A 23,413-nucleotide genomic window follows, 5' to 3' on the forward strand; every position below is an offset into this window, starting at 1 on the left:
TTGGCGGCGGTATCCCACGCCGATGCCGTTTTTGTTCTATCGGCCAATTTTACGCTTTGATGTACTGATGCCAACGACATTTCACGTACGCCCACCCAGAGGAAGCCAGATGAACGTCAGCGCGTTCGACCTGTTCAAGATCGGCATCGGCCCGTCCAGTTCGCATACGGTCGGCCCGATGATCGCCGCGTGCCGCTTCGCGTCGCACATCGAGGACGCGAACCTGCTCGGCTTCGTGCGCCGCGTGCGGGTCGAACTATACGGCTCGCTCGGTGCAACGGGCAAGGGCCACGGCACCGACAAGGCGGTGCTGCTCGGCCTCGAGGGCCACCTGCCGGACACGATCGATCCGGACCTGATCGAGCCGCGGCTCGCGGCGATCCGCGCGGAGAAGTCGCTGGCGCTGCTCGGCAAGCAGACGATCCGCTTCGACGAGAAGGAGAACATCGGCTTCTACCGCAAGCTGATGAGCGGCACGAGCATCGTGCATCCGAACGGGATGCGCTTCCAGGCGTTCGACGAGCACGGCCAGCTGCTCGTCGAGAAAGAGTATTACTCGGTCGGCGGCGGCTTCGTCGTGAACCGCGACGGCGATCGCGTGAACGGCGTACGCGCGGCGGTCGAGGTGCCGTATCCGTTCCGCACCGGCGACGACCTGATGCGCCAGTGCCGCGACCACGGGCTGTCGATCGCCGAACTGATGCTGCGCAACGAATGCGCGCTGCGCCCCGAGGACGAAGTGCGCGCCGGGCTGCTCGCGATCTGGCGCACGATGGCCGCGTGCGTCGAGCGCGGCTGCAAGGTCGAGGGCGAGCTGCCGGGCCCGATGCGCGTGAAGCGCCGCGCGGCCGAACTGAACGGCCGCCTGCGCGCGCGTTCGGAGGAGTCGCTGCGCGATCCGCTGTCGATGCTCGACTGGGTCAACCTGTATGCGATGGCCGTCAACGAGGAAAACGCGGCGGGCGGCCGGGTCGTCACCGCGCCGACCAACGGCGCGGCCGGCGTGATTCCCGCGGTGCTGCACTACTACGTGAAATTCGTGCCGGGCTCGAACGAAGCCGGCATCGTCGAATTCCTGCTGACGGCCGCGGCGATCGGGATCATCTACAAGGAAACGGCGTCGATCTCCGGCGCGGAAGTCGGCTGCCAGGGCGAAGTGGGCGTCGCGTGCTCGATGGCCGCCGCCGCGCTGGCCGCGGTGATGGGCGGCACGCCCGACCAGGTCGAGAACGCGGCCGAGATCGGCATGGAGCACAACCTCGGCATGACCTGCGATCCGGTCGGCGGGCTCGTGCAGATTCCGTGCATCGAACGCAACGCGATGGGCGCGATCAAGGCGCTGAACGCGTCGCGCATGGCGCTCAAGGGTAACGGCCAGCACTACGTCTCGCTTGATTCGGTGATCAAGACGATGCGCGAGACGGGGGCCGACATGAAGACGAAATACAAGGAAACGTCGCGCGGCGGTCTTGCCGTGAACGTCATCGAATGCTAACGAAGGATCACTAACATGAGCCGCTACTCGATATTCAGCCTGTTCCGCAACGGCCTCTCGTATCACGAGAACTGGGAAAAGCAGTGGAAGAGCCCGGAACCGAAGAAGGAATACGACGTCGTGATCGTCGGCGGCGGCGGCCACGGCCTCGCGACCGCGTACTACCTCGCGAAGGAGCACGGCATCACGAACGTCGCGATCCTCGAGAAGGGCTGGATCGGCGGCGGCAACACCGCGCGCAACACGACGATCGTGCGCTCGAACTACCTGTGGGACGAATCGGCCGCGCTGTACGAGAAGGCGATGAAGCTGTGGGAAGGGCTGTCGCAGGACCTCAACTACAACGTGATGTTCAGCCAGCGCGGCGTGATGAACCTCGCGCACACGCTGCAGGACGTGCGTGACACCGAGCGTCGCGTGAACGCGAACCGCCTGAACGGCGTCGACGCCGAATTCCTGACGCCCGCGCAGATCAAGGAAATCGAGCCGACGATCAACCTGAACAGCCGCTACCCGGTGCTCGGCGCATCGATCCAGCGCCGTGCGGGCGTCGCGCGTCACGACGCGGTGGCCTGGGGCTTCGCGCGCGGCGCCGACCGCGCCGGTGTCGACATCATCCAGAACTGCCAGGTGACGGGCATTCGCCGCGAAGGCGGCGCGGTGGTCGGCGTCGACACGGTGAAGGGCTTCATCAAGGCGAAGAAGGTCGCGGTGGTCGCAGCCGGCAACACGACGACGCTCGCCGACATGGCCGGCGTGCGCCTGCCGATCGAAAGCCACCCGCTGCAGGCACTCGTGTCCGAGCCGATCAAGCCGGTCGTGAACTCGGTGATCATGTCGAACGCGGTGCACGCGTACATCAGCCAGTCCGACAAGGGCGACCTCGTGATCGGCGCCGGTATCGACCAGTACACGGGCTTCGGCCAGCGCGGCAGCTTCCACATCATCGAAAGCACGCTGCAGGCGATCATCGAGATGTTCCCGGTGTTCTCGCGCGTGCGGATGAACCGCCAGTGGGGCGGCATCGTCGACGTGTCGCCGGACGCCTGCCCGATCATCACCAAGACCGACGTGAAGGGCCTCTATTTCAACTGCGGCTGGGGTACCGGCGGCTTCAAGGCGACGCCGGGCTCGGGCTGGGTGTTCGCGCACACGATCGCCCGCGACGAACCGCATCCGCTGAACGCCCCGTTCGCGCTCGACCGCTTCTACACGGGCCACCTGATCGACGAACACGGCGCTGCCGCCGTTGCGCACTAAACCCGACGACCATTGGAGAAAGAAACATGTTGCTGATCGAATGTCCGTGGTGCGGGCCGCGCGCCGAATCCGAGTTCACGTGCGGCGGTGAAGCCGACATCGTGCGCCCGGTCGCGAACGAGACCATGACCGACCGCGAATGGGGCGAATACGTGTTCATGCGCGAGAACAAGCGCGGCCTGCACAAGGAGCAATGGCTGCACACGCAGGGCTGCCGCCGCTGGTTCAAGGTGACGCGCGACACGGTGACCTACGATATCAAGGGCTACGAAAAGTTCGGTGGCGCAGCTGCCGGCAACGCACACGAAGAGGGCACGAGCAAATGAGCCAGAAAGACCGCCTCGGCACCGGTGGCCGCATCAATCGCGCGATTCCGCTGACGTTCACGTTCAACGGCCGCACGTACCAGGGCTTCCAGGGCGACACGCTCGCGTCCGCGCTGCTCGCGAACGGCGTGCACTTCGTCGCGCGCAGCTTCAAGTACCACCGTCCGCGCGGGATCGTGACGGCCGACGTCGCGGAACCGAATGCCGTCGTGCAGCTCGAAACCGGCCCGTACACGGTGCCGAACGCGCGCGCGACCGAGATCGAGCTGTACCAGGGCCTCGTCGCGACGAGCGTGAACGCCGAGCCGTCGCTCGAGAACGACAAGTACGCGATCAACCAGAAGTTCTCGCGCTTCATGCCGGCCGGCTTCTACTACAAGACCTTCATGTGGCCGCGCAACATGTGGCCGAAGTACGAAGAGAAGATCCGTGAGGCCGCCGGCCTTGGCAAGGCGCCCGAAGTGCTCGACGCCGATCGCTACGACAAATGCTACGCGCACTGCGACGTGCTCGTGGTCGGGGGGGGGCCGTCGGGCCTCGCCGCCGCGCATGCGGCCGCTATCGCCGGCGCACGCGTGATCCTCGTCGACGACCAGCGCGAACTCGGCGGCAGCCTGCTGTCGTGCCGCGCGGAAATCGACGCGAAGCCCGCGCTGCAGTGGGTCGAGAAGATCGAGGCCGAGCTGCGCAAGCTGCCCGACGTGACGATCCTGTCGCGCAGCACGGCGTTCGGCTACCAGGACCACAACCTCGTGACGGTCACGCAGCGCCTGACCGATCACCAGCCGGTGTCGATGCGCAAGGGCACGCGCGAGCTGCTGTGGAAGGTCCGCGCGAAGCGCGTGATCCTCGCGACCGGCGCGCACGAGCGTCCGATCGTGTTCGGCAACAACGACCTGCCGGGCGTGATGCTCGCCGGCGCGGTGTCCACCTACGTGCATCGCTACGGCGTGCTGCCGGGCCGCAACGTGGTCGTGTTCACGAACAACGACCGTGCGTACCAGACCGCGCTCGACCTGAAGGCGTGCGGTGCGAAGGTGACCGTCGTCGATTCGCGTGCGTCGTCGAACGGCGCGCTGCCCGCGGCCGCGAAGCGGCAGGGCGTGACGGTGATGAGCGGTGCGGTCGTGACGGCCGCTTCGGGCAAGTGGCGCGTATCGTCGGTCGACGTCGCGTCCTACTCGAACGGCCAGACCGGCGGCAAGCTGCAGTCGCTGCCGTGCGACCTCGTCGCGATGTCGGGCGGCTTCAGCCCGGTGCTGCACCTGTTCGCGCAGTCGGGCGGCAAGGCGTGCTGGAGCGACGAGAAGGCGTGCTTCCTGCCGGGCAAGCCCGTGCAGGCCGAAGCGAGCGTCGGTGCGGCCGCGGGCGAGTTCGGTCTCGCCCGTGCGCTGCGGCTCGCGGTCGACGCGGGCGCCGAAGCGGCGAAGGCCGCGGGCTTCACGGCCGCGCAGCGCCCCGTCGCGCCGCAGGTCGCGGAAACCGTCGAAGGTGCGCTGCAGCCGTTGTGGCTCGTCGGCAGCCGCGAGGCCGCCGCACGCGGGCCGAAGCAGTTCGTCGACTTCCAGAACGACGTGGCGGCCGCCGACATCCTGCTGGCCGCGCGTGAAGGCTTCGAGTCGGTCGAGCACGTGAAGCGCTACACCGCGATGGGCTTCGGCACCGACCAGGGCAAGCTCGGCAACATCAACGGGATGGCGATCCTCGCGCAGGCGCTCGGCAAGACGATTCCGGAAACGGGCACGACGACGTTCCGCCCGAACTACACGCCCGTGTCGTTCGGTACGTTCGCCGGCCGCGAGACGGGCGACTTCCTCGACCCGATCCGCAAGACGGCCGTGCACGAATGGCACGTCGAGCACGGCGCGATGTTCGAGGACGTCGGCAACTGGAAGCGGCCGTGGTACTTCCCGAAGAAGGGCGAGGACCTGCATGCGGCCGTGAAGCGCGAATGCCTCGCGGTGCGCAACGGCGTCGGCATCCTCGACGCGTCGACGCTCGGCAAGATCGACATCCAGGGTCCGGACGCGGTGAAGCTGCTGAACTGGATGTACACGAACCCGTGGAACAAGCTCGAGATCGGCAAGTGCCGCTACGGGCTGATGCTCGACGAAAACGGGATGGTGTTCGACGACGGCGTGACGGTGCGCCTCGCCGACCAGCATTTCATGATGACGACGACCACCGGCGGCGCGGCGCGCGTGCTCACGTGGCTCGAGCGCTGGCTGCAGACCGAATGGCCCGACATGAAGGTGCGGCTCGCGTCCGTCACCGATCACTGGGCGACGTTCGCGGTGGTCGGCCCGAAGAGCCGCAAGGTCGTGCAGAAGGTCTGCCAGGACATCGACTTCGGCAACGACGCGTTCCCGTTCATGAGCTACCGGAACGGTACCGTCGCGGGCGCGAAGGCGCGCGTGATGCGGATCAGCTTCTCGGGCGAGCTCGCCTATGAAGTGAACGTGCCGGCCAACGCGGGCCGCGCGGTGTGGGAAGCGCTGATGGCAGCCGGTGCCGAGTTCGACATCACGCCGTACGGCACGGAAACGATGCACGTGCTGCGCGCGGAGAAGGGCTACATCATCGTCGGCCAGGACACCGACGGCTCGATCACGCCGTACGACCTCGGGATGGGCGGGCTCGTCGCGAAGTCGAAGGACTTCCTCGGCAAGCGTTCGCTGTCGCGCTCCGATACGTCGAAGGAAGGCCGCAAGCAGTTCGTCGGCCTGCTGACCGAGGACGAACAGTTCGTGCTGCCGGAAGGCGCGCAGATCATCGCGAAGGACACGCCGGTGTCGGCGGTCGATCCGACGCCGATGATCGGCCACGTGACGTCGAGTTATTACAGCCCGATCCTGAAGCGCTCGATTGCGCTGGCGGTGGTGAAGGGCGGCCTGAACAAGATGGGCGAGAGCGTCGTGATTCCGCTGGCCAACGGCAAGCGCATCACTGCGAAGATCTCGAGCCCGGTTTTCTACGATACCGAAGGGGTGCGCCAGCATGTGGAATGAAACGAGAAACCAGACGCCGGTGGCGGGCGCGGGCGTGACGCTTGAATCGCCGTTCGTCGGCGCGGCCGATGTGCTGAAGCTGCACCAGGCGCGCGCATCGAAGAAGTTCACGCTGCGCGAGCGGCCGTTCCTCGATCTCGTGAACGTGCGCGGCGAGCTGAGCGATCCGGCATTCGTCAGCGCGTTCGAGCGCGTGGTCGGCTGCCGGCCGCCGTCGGTGCCGAACACGGTCGCGCGCGGCGCCGAGTACGACGTGCTGTGGCTCGGTCCCGACGAGTGGCTCGTGCGCTCGAACGGGCCCGTGCAGGCGGGCGTGCTCGAGGCGCAGCTCGCGGAGGCCGTGCAGGGTTCGTATGCGGCGGCCGTCGACGTCGGCAGCGGCTACACGGTCGTCGAGGTCAGCGGCGAACGCGTGCGCGACGTGATCGCGCGCGGCTGCCCGCTCGACCTGCATCCGCGTGTGCTCAAGCCGGGCCAGTGCGCGCAGTCGCACTACTTCAAGTCGCCGATCACGCTGATCCCGACCGGCGACGATACGTTCGAGATCGTCCTGCGCCGCAGCTTCGCCGACTATTTCGTGCGCATCATGCTCGACGCCGCGGCGCCGCTCGCATCATGAAGCCGTTCGACGAACCGTTCGTGGCGATCGACGCGCCGCGCCTGCGCGGGCGTGGCTGGAGCGTGTTCGTCGACGAACTGAAGGTGCCCGCGCGGATCGGCATCCACGCGCACGAGCACGAGGCGCCGCAGCCGATCGTGATCGATGCGCGGCTCGGGTATCGCTGCGAGCCGAGCGAGCAGGGCGAGTGGATCGACTACGACGGCTACTGCGCGCGCGTCGCGGCGTTCCTGTCGCACAAGCCGCATACGCGGCTGCTGGAGACGCTCGTCGCCGATCTCGCGGTGCTGTCGTTCCGCGAATGGCCCGCGCTGGATTCGCTGACGCTGTCGATGTACAAGCCGAAGATCCGGCCGGGGACGAAGCGCGTGGGCGTGTCGCTCGACTGGACGCGCGGGGATTACCTGCGGTGGACGGGGGCGGCGGGGCAGCTTTGAGCGGGTAGGGCTGGTCGGCGGGATCCGGTCAGTGCGAGACGGCGGCGCGGAGGCGTCGCCGTTTCCATTTATAATTCCTGAAATATGCGAATAATCGACGGTCGCGTGCCGTTCTCGATTTTATTCCTGAAATACCGGAACAATTGGCCGTTCGGCCGTTGAACCACTATAATTCCGATATTTACGTAACTATGCCGTCAGCTGTCTGTGACGGCGCTTTGTTCCTGAAATTTCGGAATTATGGCCCGCACCTTACCGCAACCCATCGCGACACCCGACCCGTTCGCACCGGACCTTGCCGCCCTGGGCGCGCTCGTGCGCAACCGGCGCGCGCAGAACCAGATGCGGATCGACGATGCGGCCGACATGCTCGGCGTCTCCAAGGACGTGCTGTCGCGGCTCGAAAACGGCCGCGCGGTGAGTCTCGACAAGCTGTTCAAGGTACTGGACGGCTTCGGCCTCAATTTGCTCGTCGTGCCGAAACGCGACGTCCCGGCGGCGCGCAACGCATTGCGTGACACCGCGACGGTGCGCGCCGCTTTGCCAGGCTCGTCCGGTTTGCCCGAGGGCCCGTGATGATCCATCGTCTGCGCATTTCGGCCGATGGCTCGCCGGTCGGGCAGTTGACTTACGATGCCCGCCGCGACGACTACGGCTTTTCCTACGATCCGGCGTGGCTGGCACGCGGCGATGCGTTTGCGCTGTCGCCGTGCATTCCGCTCGACGGGGGAATCCCGCCGTCGGGTGCGATCCAGCGCTTCGTGGGCAACCTGCTGCCCGAGGGGCGCGCGCTCGACGTGGCCGCCTCGATGTATCAGATGTCGAAGGACAACGTTTTCGGCCTGATTCGAATGCTCGGCAAGGAGCCCGTCGGTGCGTTGAGCTTCGTTCCGGACGACGGTTCGCCCGCACGGGCGCCTGAGACCCTCGAACCCGTGCGCCGACCGATCTCCGCGGAGGAACTGACCGATCGTATCCGCAAGCGCGATGCGATTCCATTTCCCGTCTGGGACGATCAGGTACGCCTGTCGATCGCCGGCCATCAGGACAAGCTCCAGGTGCTCGTCGAGGGTGAACGGTATGCGCTTGTCGACGGGTCGCTCAGCAGCTCGCATATTCTGAAGCCCGAGTCGCGCAGCCCGCAGGCGCCGTTCATGGTGGCCAACGAGCATTTCTGCATGACGCTGGCGGCCCGCATGGGCTTGCCGGTCGCGCATGTCGAAATTCGGCGCATCCCCGAACCGATTCTGCTGATCGAACGATTCGACCGGGTCGTGACGACCGATCCGGAGGATCCGCAGCGCGTGAGCGCGGTGCGGCGACTTCATGTCATCGATGGATGCCAGGCCCTCGACTTGCCGGCGACACTCAAATACGAACGCAATCTCGGCAACAACGCGGACGTACGCAATATCCGCGAAGGCGTGAGCTTCGAAAAGCTGTTTTCGCTGACGCCGTTTCTCGAGACGCCCGCCGCCGCGCGTTCGGCCATGTTGCGCTGGGCGTTGTTGCAACTGCTGATCGGCAACAGCGACGCGCACGGCAAGAACATTTCGTTTTTCGTCAGCAGCGGCGGGCTCGATCCGGCGCCGCTTTACGACCTGGTGTGCGTGAACGTCTATGGCGACGCCTATGTGCAGGACATGGCGATGGCGTACGGCGATGTGTTTCGCACCGAGGAGCTCACGGCTTTCGCGCTCGCAGACTTCGCGCATCGTGCGCGGATCCGGCCGGCGCTCGTTGCGCGTGAAATGACGCGGATGGCGACGCTGGCCGGGAAACTGGCTCCCGAACTGGCGGAATCCGGCGTGTACGCAGGCGATGAGCGTGCGTGGGTACAGCGTATTTCGGAGTACGTGCGAGCTCAGGCCGAGCGCGTGCTGCGGATTGCGCCCATGGTGCCCAAGGTCAACGTCGAGCTGCTCTGACGCGCGCGGTGCGCCTACTTTGCGTTGCGGCTCGCGGCGGGCGCCGCGGTCGACGGATCGCTGACCGGCACCATGCGCGGGTTCGTGTCGTTCGAGCCTTTCGCGCCGTCTTCCGGTTCGAGCACGAAGCGGAACGTGTCGACCCGCTGCATCACCTTCGCCGCATACGCGTTGGAGCCGCCATAACTCCTCAGCCCGGCTTGCACGTTGCCGCCGGCCGCCCGCACATAGCCCGACAGGATTTTGGAGCCCGCTTCGACGTTCGCATTCGGCTCGGTGAGGTCCTTCACGTCGCGCAGCATGCCGCGGTGTGCGGCCGGCACGACCTGCATCAGCCCGGTCGCGCCATGCTGGCCGCGCGCTTTTTCCTGAAAGCGCGATTCGATCGAGATGATCGCGTAAACGAGTGCCGGAGGCAGCGAATATTTCGTCGCAGTGACGCTCACGATGTCGGCGAGCTTCGCGGCGCGCTCTTTTGCGACGCCGAATTTCTTCGTCAGGTAGGAGGTGATGCGGCGGTTTGCTTCGTTCGGCTGATCGTTCGCGAGCGGGGCGGAGGCCTCGGCCGGGGCGGATGCGGCCGCGTCGGGCGCGGAGGCAGGCAGCGTTGGCGCCTGCTGCGCGGAGGCCTGTTGCGCAATGCCGAGCGAAAGCACGATCAGCCAGAGAAACCGTCGTCGCATGGTGGAGTGCGGGGAAATGAGAGGCGCATAGTATATCGGCCAATCGTCGTGCGCGTTCGAGCGCAGGCTCGAATGAAAGCACGATGTAGGCTTGTATCGATGCGCGCGGCGCGCAGGTGGGATCGTTGCACGAACACGCATCGGAGTCCGGATGAAGCGCGTCCGATTTTTTTGCGCCCCTTTTTCGCCCGCTGCGCAGCGACTGCGGGTGCGTAATCCGCCTGCCGCGTGCTACGCCCGCCGCGCGCCCGCCGCCCGCGCGATCGCCCCGATCGCATCGCTGACCAGCACCGCGAGCAGCCCGACGATCACGCCACCCTGCAGCACGAACGCGGTGTTCGACGTCTGCAGGCCCGCGATGATCACGTCGCCGAGCCCGCGCGCGGCAACCGTCGAGCCGATCGTCGCGGTGCCGAGATTGATCACGACCGCGAGCCGGATGCCGTTCACGATCACCGGAAACGCGAGCGGCAGCTCGACCGACACCAGCTGCTGCCAGCCGCTCATCCCCATCCCGCGCGCGGCGTCGACGACGTCGCGCGGCACGTCATCGAGCCCCGCGATCGTGCTCTCGAAAACCGGCAGGAGCCCGTACAGCACGAGCGCGATCAGCACGGGTTTCAACCCGAAGCCGACGGCCGGTACCGCGAGCGCGAGCACCGCGACGGGCGGAAAGGTCTGGCCGATGTCGACGACGCTGCGCGCGACCGGCAGGAAATCCGCGCCGGCCGGCCGCGTGACCGCGATCCCGGCCGCGACAGCGACCAGCGTGCCGAGCAGGCTCGACAGCGCGACGGTGCCGAGATGCGCGAGCGTGAGATCGAGCAGGCTCGCGCGGTCGTAGATGACCGGCGCGCCGTTGTCCGCGAACGGCGCGAACACGCCCTGCAGCCACGCGGGGCGCAACAGCAGCACGAGCAGCAGCGCGAGCGCGGCCGCGCGTGCGACATGCGCGGGCAGCCGCCGCGGCCGGGACGAGTGCGAACGCGCGGGCCGCGTCGTCATGCGGGCTTCCTCGCGTGCGCGCGGATCGCGTCGAGCGTGATGCGGCGCACGTCGGGCCCGTTGCCGCCTTCGACCGGCAATGCGTCCGCGCCGCGCCACAGCAGCTCGGACACCGCGTCGCGCAGCGTGCGTGTCGCGGCGATCGGTTCGCCGTCGGCGTGACCGGGCTCGGCCACCGCGTCGATCGGCGTCAGCGCGAGCAGGCGCAGCGGCCGGTCGACGCCGGCGACGAGCTGCTCGACGACACCCGCCGCCGGCTTGCCGAGAATCTCGGCCGGCGACGCGACCTGCAGCAGCCGTCCGCCGTCCATCACCGCGATCGTGTCGCCGAGCTTCAGCGCTTCCTCGATATCGTGCGTGACGATCACGACCGTGATGCCGAGGCGGCGCTGCAATGCGTACAGATCGTCCTGCGCCTTGTTGCGGATAATCGGATCGAGGGCGCCGAACGGCTCGTCCATCAGCAGCATCGCGGGCTCGGCCGCGAGCGCGCGCGCGACGCCGACGCGCTGCTGCTGGCCGCCCGACAGTTCGTGCGGCAGCTTGTCCGCGAATTCGGACGGCGCGAGATGAAACAGGTCGAGCAGTTCGCGCACGCGCGCGTCGATGCGCTCGGCCGGCCAGCCGAGCAGCCGCGGCACGGTCGCGATATTGCGCGCGACGCTCCAGTGCGGGAACAGGCCGTGTCCCTGGATCACGTAGCCGATGCGACGCCGCAGCTGCTCGGGCGGCACGCTCGCGGTGTCGACGCCGTCGATGCGGATCGTGCCGCCGGTCGGCGCGATCAGCCGGTTGATCATCCGCAGCAGCGTCGACTTGCCGCTGCCCGATGCGCCGACGAGCGCGGTGATCGTGCCTTGCTTCATCGTCATCGATACGTCGTCGACGGCGACGACGTCGCCGAAGCGTTTGCCGATGCGTTCGATCTCGATCATGCGGTACGTCCCTTCGCGAGCGTGGTCGCGGCTTCGAACACGACGGCGGCCGCCAGCGCGAGCGCGATCGTCGGGATCGCGCCGAGCAGCACGAGATCGGCGGCCGATTGCCCGATTCCCTGGAAGATGAAGATGCCGAACCCGCCGCCGCCGATCAGCGCGGCGACCGCGGTCAGGCCGATGTTCTGCACCAGCACGATGCGCACGCCGCTCAGGATCACCGGCAACGCGAGCACGAGATCGACGCGCAGCAGCCGCTGCGCGCGCGTCATGCCCATCGCGCGTGCTGCTTCGGTCACGTGCGGCGGCACCTGCTCGAGCCCGACCACGACGCTCGACGCGATCGGCAGCAGCGAGTAGAGAAACAGCGCGAGCACGGCCGGCGCGACGCCGATCCCGCGGATGCCGAGCGCGGCCGCGAGCGGCACGTGCGCGGCGAGCAGGCCGAGCGGCGCCATCATCAGCCCGTACATCGCGATGCTCGGGATCGTCTGCACGATATTGAGCACCGGCATCACGACGGTGCGCACCGGCGCGACCCGCGCGCACGCGATGCCGAGCGGCAGGCCCGCGACGAGCGCGGCCGCGACCGAGCCGCCCGCGAGCGCGACGTGCCGGATCGCCTCGCGCCAGAAGTCGTCGCTGCGCACCGCGTATTCGCGCATCACGGACAGGCCGTCCCACCAGCCGCTCGCGAGCGGCAGCGATATCGCTGCCATGGCGACGGCGAGCGCGACGAGGCGCCGCCACGGGCCGAAGGCGAGCCGCGCGAGTGCGTCGGCGACGAGCACGGCCCACGCGAACAGCAGCAGCCACACGCCCGCCGCGGGAGATACGCGTGCGAGCGCGTCGTCGGGGGCGACGGCGTGCGTCGCGGCCGCACCGACCGCGTAGGCCAGCGTCGCGAGCCACGTGCAGCCGGCCGCGAGCCGCCATGCGGGACGGCTCGCCGTCATCGCCCACAACGCGCCGACGAGCCACAGCGCGGCGAGCGCGGCACCCTGCACGGCGGGCAGCGCGGCGAATACCGACAGCCCCGTGCCGGCCGCGATGCGGTTCGGCCGCAGCACCATGAACGGCATGCCGAACACCGCCACGATCGTCAGGACACCGATCAGGATACCGACCTTGTCGAGCGTGATGCGCCGCGCGGACGCCACCGCGCGACCCGTCACTTAACGAAGCCTTTCGACTTCAGGTAGCTTTTGGCCACGCCGGCCGCCGGTTCGCCGTTGATCTGGATGCGCGCGTTCAGCGTCTGCAGCGTCTTCAGGTCGAGGCTCGCGAACACGGGTTTCAGGAAGTCGGCGATTTGCGGATGCGCGTTCAGCACGGCTTCGCGAATCACCGGCGTCGGCGCATAGACGGGCTGCACGTGCTTGTCGTCGTCGAGCACGACGAGGCCGCTCGACGAGATGCCGCCGTCGGTGCCGTACACCATCGCCGCGTTCACGCCGTCGGTCTGGTTCGCGGCGGCCTTGATCGTCGCGGCCGTGTCGCCGCCCGACAGCACGACGAGCTGATCGGGTTTCAGCTTGAAGCCGTATGCCTTTTCGAACGACGGCAGCGCGGATGCGCTGTTCACGAACTCGGCCGATGCCGCGAGCTTCAGCTTGCCGCCGCCCGCGATCCACTTGCCGAAGTCGGAGAAGGTCTTCAGGTGCTGCGCTTGCGCGACCGGCGCGAGCACGGCGACGCCCCACGTGTTGTTCGCGGGCGCCGGCGTCAGCCAGACGAGATGGTTCGCCGCGTAGTCGAGCTTCTTCGCGGTGTCGTAGCCCTGGCCCGCGTTCTTCCACAGGGGATCGTCGGCCTTGTTGAAGAAGAACGCCGCGTTGCCCGTGTATTCGGGGTAGATGTCGATCTCGCCGCTCGTGAGCGCCTTGCGCACGATCGGGGTCGTGCCGAGCGCGATCTTTTCGGTGACGGGGATGCCGTGGGCCTTCAGCACCTGTGCGATGACGTTGCCGAGCAGGTTGCCTTCGGTGTCGATTTTCGATGACACCACGACGGGCGTGTCGGCGTGCGCGCCGGGTGCGACGACTGCGGCGGCGAACGCGAGGCCCAGGATGCGGGCGGGCAGGGCGAGCTTCATCGGGGCCTTCTCCAGAACGGGGACGTACGCCGAAAGTTACTTGACTGAGTCGGCTTTGGCAAACCGCGTGCGGCGGCACGTCCACAGCACGCGTGGGGGTAACCCGCATGCGTCGCACGCCGTTGTTACACTGGAGCGCATTCTCGCCTGCGGACACTTGCTGACATGAAACCTGAGCTACTGGTCCTTATCGCGCTGCGCGACGACGCGCACCGCCAGATCGCCGCGTCGTACGACGTCCACCATGCACCGACCGCCGAGGAACGCGAGCGCGCGATCGCCGAACACGGCCGCACGATTCGCGCGGTGTTGACCAACGGCAGCACGGGCCTGACAGCCGCTGAAATCGATCGTCTGCCGCAGCTCACGTTCGTCAGCGCGCTCGGCGCCGGCTACGAGCACATCGACGTCGCGCATGCGAAGGCGCGCGGCATCACCGTGGTGACGGGCGCGGGCACCAACGACGATTGCGTTGCCGATCATGCGTTCGCGCTGCTGCTGGCGGCGGTGCGCAACGTCGTGCAACTCGATGCGAAGACCCGCGCGGGCGTATGGCGCGACGCGCTGCCGATGCCGCCGAACGTGTCGGGCAAGAAGCTCGGTATCGTCGGGCTCGGCAAGATCGGCGAGAAGTGCGCGCGGCGCGCGGCCGGCTTCGACATCGAGATCGGTTATCACAACCGTTCCGGGAAGGATGTTCCGTATCGCTATTTCGAGCGCGTCGAGGCGCTCGCGCAATGGGCCGATTTCCTGATCGTCGCGACGCCGGGCGGCGCGGGCACGCGTCACCTGATCGACCGCGCGGTGCTCGATGCGCTCGGCCCCGGCGGGTTTCTCGTCAACGTGTCGCGCGGCAGTGTTGTCGATACCGCTGCTTTGGCGGATGCGCTGCGCGAACGGCGCATCGCGGGCGCGGGGCTCGACGTCTACGAAGGCGAGCCGGAGCCGCCGCGCGCGCTGACGGCGCTCGACAATATCGTGCTGACGCCGCACATGGGCGGCTGGTCGCCGGAGGCGCTCGATCGCTCGGTCCAGCAGTTTCTCGACAATGCGGCGCGGCATTTCGCCGGGGAGGCGGTGCTGACGCCGCTGTGAGTGTGGTCCGTGCGGCGCGCGGGCATGTATCCGCAACCCGCACGCGAAAATCGGAAAAATTCGCATCATGGCCGGCCATTCGGCGCCGGAACATCGATCCCGCTGCAATGACATCGCACTCCATGCCGTCCGGCCGCTGCCGGACGTGTGCCGTTCATGGAGACGATCGATGGCTATCGCTGCCGTACCCTTCGTGCCGAGCCGCGGCGGGATCGGCCGCCACTCCCGCGAACATACCGGCGACGATCAACTCGTCGATCGCGCGAACCTGTGGCCGGATGTCGTGCCCAGGCGTCTTGCGGCGGGCTGAGCCGCATTGTCGATGAAGAACGGCGCCACGCAACGGTGCAGCATCGCCGCGTGGCGCCCAGGGTACGTTTCGTCTGGATTCGGGCGCGTGCGATCGTTCGCGATCGCACGCGCATCCTTCGGATCACCGCGCCCGTTTTGCGCGCGCCGGGTCAGGACGACACCAGCGGCACCGTCACCGACGTTCCTGCCGGGTCGAGCGCGAGCCCCGTGCCCGGTGCCGGCCGCAGCGTCGCCTCGTTGTCGCTCGACAGCACGACGAGGCCGAGCTTGTGACCCGCTTCGAGCGTGTAGTCGCGCGGCATGAACGTCAGCTTCAGGTCATACGGCATGCCCGGCAGCACCGGCGCCGAGATCCAGTCCGACACGCGGTTGCGCGGATCGGTCCATGCCCGCGAGACGATCGTCGCCGTGCCGTCCGGCGCGCGGTCGACCAGCAGCGCCGTCACGTTCGCGACGCCGGTGAAGGTCAGCCGCACGCGGGCGGTCGCGGAGCCGGACAGGCGCGTCGTGGTCGTGAACGGACTCGTTTCGAAGCGGCTGCGATGCTCGCCGGTCGGCGCGTTCGCCAGCGTGAGCGCGGGAATCGACGCATCGTCGGTGAAGCGCGCGAGCGGGCCGCCGCTCGGCAGCCGCGACAGCGTGCCGGTGCCCGTGCCGTCGCCGCCCGCGAAATACGCGACCGGCGTGGCGCGCCGCGCGGCCCAGTCGGTTTCCTTCAGCAGCGTGCCGTCGGCCTGCGCGACCACCGCGCGCGGATCGCGTTCGACGCCGTTGTCGACGCCGATCAGGTAGCGCGTGAACCAGCGGTTCACCTCGGCGGTCCACGCATCGGCCATCGCCGGCACGCGGGTCGGGTCGGTGTGTTTCAGGCGATGCAGCCACAACTGCGTCGGCACGCCCTGGCGCCGCATCGCGAGATACCACGATGTCGACTGGTCGACGCGCACGTTGTCGTCGGTCAACCCTTGCGCGACGAGTGCCGGCGCGACGGCGTGCTCGGTCGGGATGTCGCGCGCGGCCCAGAACGGCGAATAGTCGCCCGTCTTGCGGTCTTCCTGCTGCAGCGCTTCGTCGACCAGGTGCGTGCAGCGCTCCGGATGCGCATTCGTCAGCAGCGCCTTGATGTAGACGTCGACGTCCTCGCCCTGATAGCCCTCCGGCGCGCGCACGAGGCCGCCCGAGCGATAGTAGCCGTACATGTTCGACAACCCGGCGATCGGCACGATCGCATCGAGCCCGCGCGTGCGCAGGCTCGCGACCATCTTCGGCAGCGTGCCGTCGTACGACACGCCGTACATGCCGACGTGGCCCGTCGACCAGCTCGCGACGACTGCCTTGCCGCTCGCATCCTTCGCGGTCGCATCGCGGCCGAGCCAGCGGATCACCGACGCCATCGCGACGGATTCGTCGCGCGTGAGGATCGTCGGGCAGCCGTCGGAGCCGGCGGTGCCGAGCGAATCCGCATAGACGATCGTGAAGCCGCGCGGAATGAAGTAGCCCTCGATCCACGAACGGCCGGCCGCGGCCGCCTCGAGTTGCTGCAGCATGCGCACTTGCGGCGCGGCGGCCATGATCCGCGTGGACGCGCCGCCGGGGGCGGCGGCCGTCGCGACGGGATGCGGCGAGCCGTCGAGTTCGACGTCGACGTCGTGGTTCGGGCTGTCGGCAAGCCCCGCGTAGTACGGGCTCGCGAGCACGATGACCGGCGTGCGCGCGCCGTTGGCGGTTTCGGACGGGCGCACGATGCGCACGTGAATGCGATCGCGCGTACCGTCGCCGTCGGAGTCGACCGGCGTGTCGATCCACGCGTTTTCCTCGATCGTGCCGCCCGACAGCGACGGCTGTACCTGGCCGTTGCTGATCACCGGTTTGTAGCGTCCGCCGCTCGCCGGGTTCGCGTACGGGACGCCGGACGGCGACACGCGCGCTGCGAGCGATTGAGCGCCGGCCGCCGCCGATGCAGCGGCCTCGTCCTGTTGATTTTGCGCGAGCGCGGAGACGCCTGCCACGCTGCCGCCGTCGTCACCGCCGCACGCGGCGAGCGTCGCGGCCGCGACGAGCGCGGGTAGCCATGCGCTGCGCGATCCTCTGATATGAAATTGCATTGCCGACCTCGTTCTTTTGATTGTGTGGATACGACCGTTCCGCGATACGCCCCCTGCGGGCCGGGCCGATTACTGCATGCGACGAAGAGGAAACTGCACCATCGGGACAACGCCGGGCGCGATCCCGGCCGGAAAGCGGCGGCAGTGCATTGCAGTCATGCAGGACTACGAATCAAATGCGTGCGTGCCACGCGTCCTTCCAGATGAAACGGAACGACACCATTCGATGAGACGGGGATGTTGCGAGCTGCGGTGCTGCGCTGCGAAAAAACACGACGCGACGCGCGTGCGGCGACGGAATGAAACGGATCGGCGGTTTCGGCCGCGCCGCGCATCGTGATGGCTTGCCGGTCCGCGTTTGCTTTCCGGAAGCTTGCACAAAAGTTATCTCAGCGAAAACGGCGTGTCAAACTTTTTTAACCGTAGGTAAAAAAGTTTCGAAGCGCATGCCGATGCGGAACGCGTAGGGCGATTACATCGCGCATGTCCGGCGACGCGCTTGCCGTTGCTTCGCGTCCTGTCGCCCCATGCAAAACGGGCGGTGGCGAATCGTATTCGCCACCGCCCGCTCGCCGGATGCTCTCGGTCTACCTTCCATTGATGAACGCTCGCGCGCGCCATCACCCGTCGTCGGCCTTCGCCTGCAGATCCTTCAACCCTTGAATCACGACCAGCAGTGCGCGCCCGTGCTCGTCGGAGCCGTCCCACGCGTCGACGATCGCGTCGCGCAGCAGGTCGTTGTAGCGGCGGCGCGCCGGGCCGGTATCGACGCCGTAGAAACTGCATAGCTTGTTGAATGGCGCGCTGCGCCGCAGCCGATGCCCGTTCGACAGCCGCAGCCGCGACACGGTCGGCTGGCTGACCCCGGAAAGTCGCGCGATTTCGCTGGACGAGCGCGTGTCCGCCATCAGACGGCGTAACAGGTCTTGTACAGGAAAATCGTGATCCGGGGCTTCCATGCGATGCATTATACCTATACAGTTACGGTTGTTGAATGGGCTTGCTGTCACCAGCGAGGCTGTATCCCGAGAAAGTTGATGACACTGAAACACCTCCCTCCCACGTTCTGCTGGACGAAGATCGGTACCGAGTCCGGCGAGGAACTGCCGACCGTCGTGCTCCGCAAGGAATGGGAGCGCCGGCTCGGAGGCGGGCGTTTTCTGTGGGGCATCAACCAGCCGCTCGGCAGCAGCGCGCAAGTCGCCGCACATCGCACGGGCTCGCTGCTCGCGCTGTTCTCGCCGGTTGCGTCGCGCACGCGGCCGGGCGAGCGCAAGCGCGAGGACGCGCTGCTGTGGAACGCCTGGGTCGACGCCAGCGGCCAGGTGCGGCCGCTGCCGCCGCACACGTTCATTGCAAGCCGCGCGACGCTGCCGTCGGGCCGGCGTCGCGAACAGCACTACGCGCTCGTCTGCGCATCGTCCACCGCGCTGACGGTCGGCACGCAACTGCGCGTGTGCCCCGATCACCTGCGCAGCGTGAGCACGGGCAAGCCGCTCGGCGTCGCGCAGGGCGCGGCCGTGGTCGACTGCATCGGGCGCGCGAAGGAACAAACCGGCAAGAGCTATCCGCTCGCGCTGTCGGTCGAACTCGAGGCACCGTATTTCGTGCGGCTCGCACAGCCGTGCGTGCTGAAGGCGCGCGATCTCGCCGAAGTGAACAAGGCGACGCGCGCCGGCGATTTCGACCGCTTCGTCGAACTGGTCGCGCGCTTGCGCGGAAAGTCGCCGACGGATGCCGTGCGCGGCGTCACGCGCGACCTGTTCGACGTGCCGCCGATCGAAACGGCGGCTGCCTACGTCGCGCCCACGAATGTCGCGCGGCTGCGCAGCCGGCCCGCGGCCGAGCATCCGGGCGAGCTCACCGGCGATCTGTTCGATCTGTCGCCCGGCGAAGCGGCCGCGTTCGGCGGTCTCGCGCATCCGCGCATCGGGCGCGCATGACGTTCGCGCCGCCGGTGCGCGGCGCGTGACGCAAGGCAGGGCAGCTGAATGCGCGTGCAGCGACGCGCACGCGTATGGCCGCCATCTCGGCGCGCGCAAGAATTTGTTGCAATCTCGCCGTAGCGGAGCGGCGGGTGCGGAGCGACAATCGCCACGAAGCGTGCCGCGCGGTGGCCGTGCATCGACAGGCTGCTTGCCGTCGTTCACGCCGCCGACATGCGCACCACGCACACTGGGCGTCGGCTTGCTTCACACAGCAACCCTGAGGGAGAAGTGTCGATGTCGACCCACACCTGTTCGCGGGAAGCCCGGGCCGCGCAACGCTTCGTCGAGGCGACGCGCAACGTCGACCAGGCGTTTCGCGCCGTGCGCGGCGAAAGCGACGACGACATCTCGTCGGCCGACTATGCACTTGCGATGTCGCGCCTCGATCGCGCGCTCGCCGAACTGGCGCGTGCGCAGGAATTCTTCGATCGCGTGGTGGGCGCCGACGCCGCGCACGGCAACTGAACAACTGAACTGAATTCGCGGCTTCTGCTTTCGCTTCGGCCGCGGTCGTCTTCCGTCTTTCGTTCTGATCGTTTCGCCGCGTCATGCGACGTTCGGCGGCGTGCCGACGTACCAGCTGGCCGGACGACAACGTCCGGCATGTCAGTCGCTCATCCTCCGCCAACCTGCCATTGCACGCGTCGCATCATGCGGTCGGGCGGCGCGCACCCGGTTTCAGCAGACGAACATCAAACCTTCCGCCCTTCGACCGGATAGCCGGGATCCGTGTATCCGTGTGTCGACGCATGTCCGGGCGGCACCAGCGAATCGACGAAGCGTTCGTCGTCGGGGCCGAGTTCGAGCGTCAACGCATCGATGTAGCTGTCCCAGTGCGCTTCGGTGCGCGGCCCGGCGATCGTCGAGCTGACGATCCGGTTCTTCATCACCCACGCGAGTGCGAACGCGACCGACGTCGTGCCGCGCGCGGCCGCGTGTTCGGCCACCTGCCGCGCGATGTGCAGCGACTCGGGCCGCCATTCCGTCTGCTGGATGCGCCGGTCGCCACGGCCCGCGCGCGAATCGGCGGGCGGCTGCGCGCCGGGCGCGTATTTGCCGGTCAGCACGCCGCGCGCGAGCGGGCTGTACGGCACGACGCCGATGCCGTAATGCGCGGCCGCCGGCAACTGTTCGACCTCGGCCGTGCGATCGACGAGGTTGTACAGCGGTTCGCTCGCCACCGGGCGATCGATGCCGAGCTGGTCGGCGAGGCGCACGATCTCGGCGATGCGCCAGCCCTTGAAGTTCGACAGCCCGACGTAGCGCACCTTGCCTTGCCGGATCAGGTCTGCCACCGCGCGCATCCCTTCTTCGAGCGGCGCATCGGTCAGCGCGCGGTGGAAATAGAGGATATCGATGTAATCGGTGCCGAGCCGCTTCAAGCTCGCGTCGACCGATTCGTAGATCCATTTGCGCGACTGGCCCTGACGGTTCGGCCCCGCGTCCGGACCGGCCGGAAAGCCGAACTTCGTCGCGACGACCCAGCTGTCGCGATGCCGCGCGATCGCACGGCCGACGATTTGTTCCGAGCGTCCGGCGTGATAGACGTCGGCCGTGTCGATGAAGTTGATGCCCTGGTCGAACGCCTTGTCGATGATGCGCGTCGACGTCGCTTCGTCGGTCTCGCCGCCGAACATCATCGCGCCGAGACACAGCGGCGACACTTTCAGCGCGCTGCGCCCGAGATAGCGGTAATCCATGGTGAAGCTCCATGCGGGCGAGCGCCCGCGTCGATTGAAGTCGGTTGAATGAGCGTGCGGTCCGGATGCGGCGCTCACACGCCTGCTTCGTCGAACACGCGCTTCGCGATCGGTAGCGCCGAACTGGCGGTCGGCCAGCCCGAATAGAACGCGAGATGCGTGATCGCCTCGATCAGCTCGTCGCGCGTGATGCCGTTGTCGAGCGCCTTCTTCAGATGGAACGGCAGTTCGTTCACGCGATACAGCGCGACGAGGCTCGCGACCGTGATCAGGCTGCGATCGCGCGGCGACAGGCCGGGGCGCTGCCACACGTCGCCGAACAACACGTTGTCGGTGTAGTCGGCGAGAGCCGGCGCGATTGCGCCGAAGGCCTGGCGCGCGGCGGAAGTCGGTTCGGACATCGGGGGCTCCGGAGGACGTGGAAGACATCGACGATGGTAGCCACCGACGCGCCTATCGATAATCCCCAGGAATGCGCATGCACTTATCGAACCGGTTCATGAATGGCCGGGATGGCGCAGCGCGTCGACGATCAGCGCGACAGCCCGCGACGATTGCCGCCGGCTCGCGTAGTACAGGTGGTGGCCGGGAAAGGTGGGACACCAGTCGTCGAGCACGCTGACGAGCCTGCCGGCACCGACGTGCGGCGCGGCGAGTTCGGCCGGCACGTACGCAAGGCCGTAGCCCGCGAGCGCCGCGTCGAGCATTTCATAGGTGCCGTTGAACGTGACCTGGCCGTCGACGCGCACCTGCAGCGTGTCGTCGCCGCGCGCGAGTTCCCACGCGTACAGCGCGCCGTGCGTCGGCAGCCGCAGGTTGATGCAGTCGTGCGCGACGAGATCCTGCGGCGTCGCGGGGTGCTCGCGTTGCGCGAAATACGCGGGCGCGCCGACGATCGCCATTTTCAGGTCGGGCGAGATGCGCACCGCGATCATGTCCTTCGCGACCTGGTCTCCCAGCCGCACGCCGATGTCGAAGCGTTCCGCGACGATGTCGGACAGCCCGTAGTCGGTTACGAACTCGACCTTGAGGTCGCGGTAGTCGAGCAGGATCGGCGACAGCTTCGGCCACAGCAGCGTGCGGATCACGTAGTCGGTCGCGTTGATGCGCACGGTGCCGGCCGGTTTGTCGCGCAGTTCCGCGAGCGCCGACAGTTCGGCCTCGATTTCGTCGAAGCGCGGCGCGAGGTTGAGCAGCAGGCGTTCGCCGGCTTCGGTCGGCGCCACGCTGCGCGTCGTGCGCGTGAGCAGCCGCACACCGAGACGCGTCTCGAGCGAGCGGATCGTATGGCTGAGTGCGGATTGCGACACGCCGAGCCGGGCGGCCGCGCGCGTGAAGCTGCGCTCGCGCGCGACGGCGATGAAGGCGAGCAGGTCCGCAAAGTTGTCGCGCGGCATGGAGGAAGTCGGGTGGTCGATGCCTGCGCATCCTACCATCGGGTCCGTCGCGCGCTGCGACGACCCACGGGCGCGGCAGCGCGATGCGCGTCAGGCTGCCCGTGTCACGCCGGCCAGATGGCGCGCGACGCGGGTGGGCGGATCCTACGCGTAGCCGCCGTGCTGGAACGACGTCGCGAAGAACTGCATCTGGTAGCGGATCGCGTGCGCCCAGTAGTCCCACGTGTGACCGCCCGGACGCTCCGCATAGTCGTGCGGCACGCCGAGTGCGACGAGTCGTTGATGCAGCGTGCGGTTCGAGCTGACGAACGAGTCGTCGCGACCGCAGTCGATCGTCAGGTCGAGATGCGCACGGACGAACGCGCGCGCGCTTTCGACGATCGCGTTGCGGTTCCAGAACGACGGATGGCGGACGGGATCGCCGAACACGTGGTCGATGCCGGGCTCGTCCTCGCAGCAGCGCGGATCGACCGCGCCGCTGATGCTGCCGACCGCGCCGAACGTGTCGGGCCGGTCGAGCGCGATGCGCAGCGCGCCGAAGCCGCCCATGCTGAGCCCGGTGATCGCACGTGCGCCCTTGGTCGCGATGGTTCTGAAGTGCATGTCGACATACGACACGACTTCGTCGCCGACGAAGGTTTCGTAGCGGCTGCCCGAGTCGAACGGGCTGTCGATGTACCAGCTTTCGTGTCCGCCGTCGGGCATCACCAGGATCACGTGATGGCGATCGGCCAGCGCGGCGATCCGCGTGTTCGCGGTCCAGTCGGTGTGGTCGCCGCCGGAGCCGTGCAGCAGGTAGACGACCGGAAAGCGCTCGACGGCGCGTTCAGGCCCATGGCGCAGGCGCGCATAGTCGTCCGGCAGCACGACGGTCGCCTTCAGTGTCTCGTTCATCGCCGCGCTCGGGATCGCGACGACCCGCGTCTGAAAGGCGAGGGCCGGACCCGCGACGGCGAGCAGCAGCAGTAGCCAGAACGTGCGTATCAGGTTCATGGAGCCTCGCATGTGTCGTTTCCGTTCGGCAG

At 67.7% G+C, this 23,413-nt stretch carries 23 protein-coding genes; 12 read left to right on the plus strand and 11 right to left on the minus strand.

Features of this window, described 5'->3' with window-relative positions; translation table 11 throughout:
* Positions 1-109: 109 nt before the first annotated feature.
* From U5A56_RS20160 to U5A56_RS20195, 8 genes are all read left to right on the plus strand, one after another.
* Entirely contained in the window at positions 110-1,495 is a 1,386-nt protein-coding gene (locus tag U5A56_RS20160; RefSeq protein WP_321924193.1) for an L-serine ammonia-lyase, read from the plus strand.
* A 15-nt stretch (positions 1,496-1,510) separates the two neighbouring features.
* Positions 1,511-2,755, plus strand: coding sequence for a sarcosine oxidase subunit beta family protein (locus U5A56_RS20165; protein WP_034180813.1), 1,245 nt, complete (start codon positions 1,511-1,513; stop codon positions 2,753-2,755).
* A 26-nt stretch (positions 2,756-2,781) separates the two neighbouring features.
* A complete protein-coding gene (locus U5A56_RS20170) occupies positions 2,782-3,081 on the plus strand; it encodes a sarcosine oxidase subunit delta (RefSeq protein ID WP_124485108.1) in 300 nt (99 codons plus the stop codon).
* The gene (locus tag U5A56_RS20175; protein WP_321924194.1) at positions 3,078-6,089 is read left to right on the plus strand and encodes a sarcosine oxidase subunit alpha family protein; all 3,012 of its coding nucleotides are present in this window, start codon (positions 3,078-3,080) and stop codon (positions 6,087-6,089) included. Before U5A56_RS20170 ends, U5A56_RS20175 begins: the two co-directional genes overlap by 4 nt.
* On the plus strand, positions 6,079-6,708 hold the full coding sequence (locus tag U5A56_RS20180; RefSeq protein WP_124485109.1) for a sarcosine oxidase subunit gamma: 630 nt from the start codon (positions 6,079-6,081) through the stop codon (positions 6,706-6,708). The genes U5A56_RS20175 and U5A56_RS20180 overlap by 11 nt, the downstream gene beginning before the upstream one ends.
* Positions 6,705-7,145: a dihydroneopterin aldolase gene (locus tag U5A56_RS20185; protein ID WP_321924196.1), complete on the plus strand. Its 441-nt coding sequence runs from the start codon at positions 6,705-6,707 to the stop codon at positions 7,143-7,145. Before U5A56_RS20180 ends, U5A56_RS20185 begins: the two co-directional genes overlap by 4 nt.
* A 240-nt stretch (positions 7,146-7,385) precedes the next feature.
* Entirely contained in the window at positions 7,386-7,721 is a 336-nt protein-coding gene (locus tag U5A56_RS20190; protein WP_257774648.1) for a helix-turn-helix domain-containing protein, read from the plus strand.
* The gene (locus U5A56_RS20195; RefSeq protein ID WP_321924199.1) at positions 7,721-9,073 is read left to right on the plus strand and encodes a HipA domain-containing protein; all 1,353 of its coding nucleotides are present in this window, start codon (positions 7,721-7,723) and stop codon (positions 9,071-9,073) included. The genes U5A56_RS20190 and U5A56_RS20195 overlap by 1 nt, the downstream gene beginning before the upstream one ends.
* 14 nt (positions 9,074-9,087) lie before the next feature.
* Here the strand turns inward: U5A56_RS20195 and U5A56_RS20200 are convergent, their stop codons facing one another.
* The 5 genes from U5A56_RS20200 to U5A56_RS20220 form a co-directional block, all read right to left on the minus strand.
* On the minus strand, positions 9,088-9,756 hold the full coding sequence (locus U5A56_RS20200; protein ID WP_321924320.1) for a lytic transglycosylase domain-containing protein: 669 nt from the start codon (positions 9,754-9,756) through the stop codon (positions 9,088-9,090).
* A gap of 231 nt (positions 9,757-9,987) precedes the next feature.
* Complete coding sequence (locus U5A56_RS20205; protein WP_321924201.1) at positions 9,988-10,761, minus strand: ABC transporter permease; 774 nt, start codon at positions 10,759-10,761, stop codon at positions 9,988-9,990.
* Entirely contained in the window at positions 10,758-11,696 is a 939-nt protein-coding gene (locus U5A56_RS20210; RefSeq protein ID WP_044844407.1) for an ABC transporter ATP-binding protein, read from the minus strand. Before U5A56_RS20210 ends, U5A56_RS20205 begins: the two co-directional genes overlap by 4 nt.
* Positions 11,693-12,871, minus strand: a complete 1,179-nt coding sequence (locus tag U5A56_RS20215; protein WP_321924203.1) for an ABC transporter permease — start codon at positions 12,869-12,871, stop codon at positions 11,693-11,695. Before U5A56_RS20215 ends, U5A56_RS20210 begins: the two co-directional genes overlap by 4 nt.
* Entirely contained in the window at positions 12,868-13,791 is a 924-nt protein-coding gene (locus U5A56_RS20220; protein WP_321924205.1) for an ABC transporter substrate-binding protein, read from the minus strand. The genes U5A56_RS20215 and U5A56_RS20220 overlap by 4 nt, the downstream gene beginning before the upstream one ends.
* Before the next feature lie 165 nt (positions 13,792-13,956).
* Between U5A56_RS20220 and U5A56_RS20225 the strand changes: the two genes are divergently transcribed.
* Both U5A56_RS20225 and U5A56_RS20230 read left to right on the plus strand, forming a co-directional pair.
* On the plus strand, positions 13,957-14,886 hold the full coding sequence (locus tag U5A56_RS20225; RefSeq protein WP_321924207.1) for a 2-hydroxyacid dehydrogenase: 930 nt from the start codon (positions 13,957-13,959) through the stop codon (positions 14,884-14,886).
* Between the two features lie 169 nt (positions 14,887-15,055).
* Positions 15,056-15,196, plus strand: a complete 141-nt coding sequence (locus U5A56_RS20230) for a hypothetical protein (RefSeq protein WP_415749184.1) — start codon at positions 15,056-15,058, stop codon at positions 15,194-15,196.
* 151 nt (positions 15,197-15,347) lie between these two features.
* On the opposite strand, the gene U5A56_RS20235 is transcribed toward U5A56_RS20230, so the two are convergent.
* Together U5A56_RS20235 and U5A56_RS20240 are read right to left on the minus strand one after the other, a co-directional pair.
* Positions 15,348-17,303, minus strand: a complete 1,956-nt coding sequence (locus U5A56_RS20235; protein ID WP_321924209.1) for a Xaa-Pro dipeptidyl-peptidase — start codon at positions 17,301-17,303, stop codon at positions 15,348-15,350.
* Between the two features lie 620 nt (positions 17,304-17,923).
* Entirely contained in the window at positions 17,924-18,262 is a 339-nt protein-coding gene (locus tag U5A56_RS20240) for a helix-turn-helix domain-containing protein (RefSeq protein WP_044844401.1), read from the minus strand.
* A gap of 78 nt (positions 18,263-18,340) precedes the next feature.
* On the opposite strand from U5A56_RS20240, the gene U5A56_RS20245 reads away from it, so the two are divergent.
* Entirely contained in the window at positions 18,341-19,246 is a 906-nt protein-coding gene (locus U5A56_RS20245; protein WP_321924211.1) for a hypothetical protein, read from the plus strand.
* Positions 19,247-19,525: 279 nt separating this feature from the next.
* Positions 19,526-19,756, plus strand: a complete 231-nt coding sequence (locus U5A56_RS20250; protein ID WP_044844399.1) for a hypothetical protein — start codon at positions 19,526-19,528, stop codon at positions 19,754-19,756.
* 227 nt (positions 19,757-19,983) lie between these two features.
* On the opposite strand, the gene U5A56_RS20255 is transcribed toward U5A56_RS20250, so the two are convergent.
* The 4 genes from U5A56_RS20255 to U5A56_RS20270 all read right to left on the minus strand — a co-directional run bounded on the left by U5A56_RS20255 (position 19,984) and on the right by U5A56_RS20270 (position 23,381).
* A complete protein-coding gene (locus U5A56_RS20255) occupies positions 19,984-20,991 on the minus strand; it encodes an aldo/keto reductase (RefSeq protein ID WP_124891661.1) in 1,008 nt (335 codons plus the stop codon).
* 74 nt (positions 20,992-21,065) lie between these two features.
* Positions 21,066-21,392, minus strand: coding sequence for a carboxymuconolactone decarboxylase family protein (locus U5A56_RS20260; RefSeq protein WP_059466882.1), 327 nt, complete (start codon positions 21,390-21,392; stop codon positions 21,066-21,068).
* A gap of 96 nt (positions 21,393-21,488) precedes the next feature.
* Positions 21,489-22,388, minus strand: coding sequence for a LysR family transcriptional regulator (locus U5A56_RS20265; RefSeq protein ID WP_321924214.1), 900 nt, complete (start codon positions 22,386-22,388; stop codon positions 21,489-21,491).
* Between the two features lie 144 nt (positions 22,389-22,532).
* Complete coding sequence (locus tag U5A56_RS20270) at positions 22,533-23,381, minus strand: alpha/beta hydrolase (RefSeq protein ID WP_185500329.1); 849 nt, start codon at positions 23,379-23,381, stop codon at positions 22,533-22,535.
* Positions 23,382-23,413: the final 32 nt, after the last annotated feature.

It is taken from the genome of Burkholderia sp. BCC1998 (assembly GCF_905339875.1).
Lineage (GTDB): Bacteria > Pseudomonadota > Gammaproteobacteria > Burkholderiales > Burkholderiaceae > Burkholderia.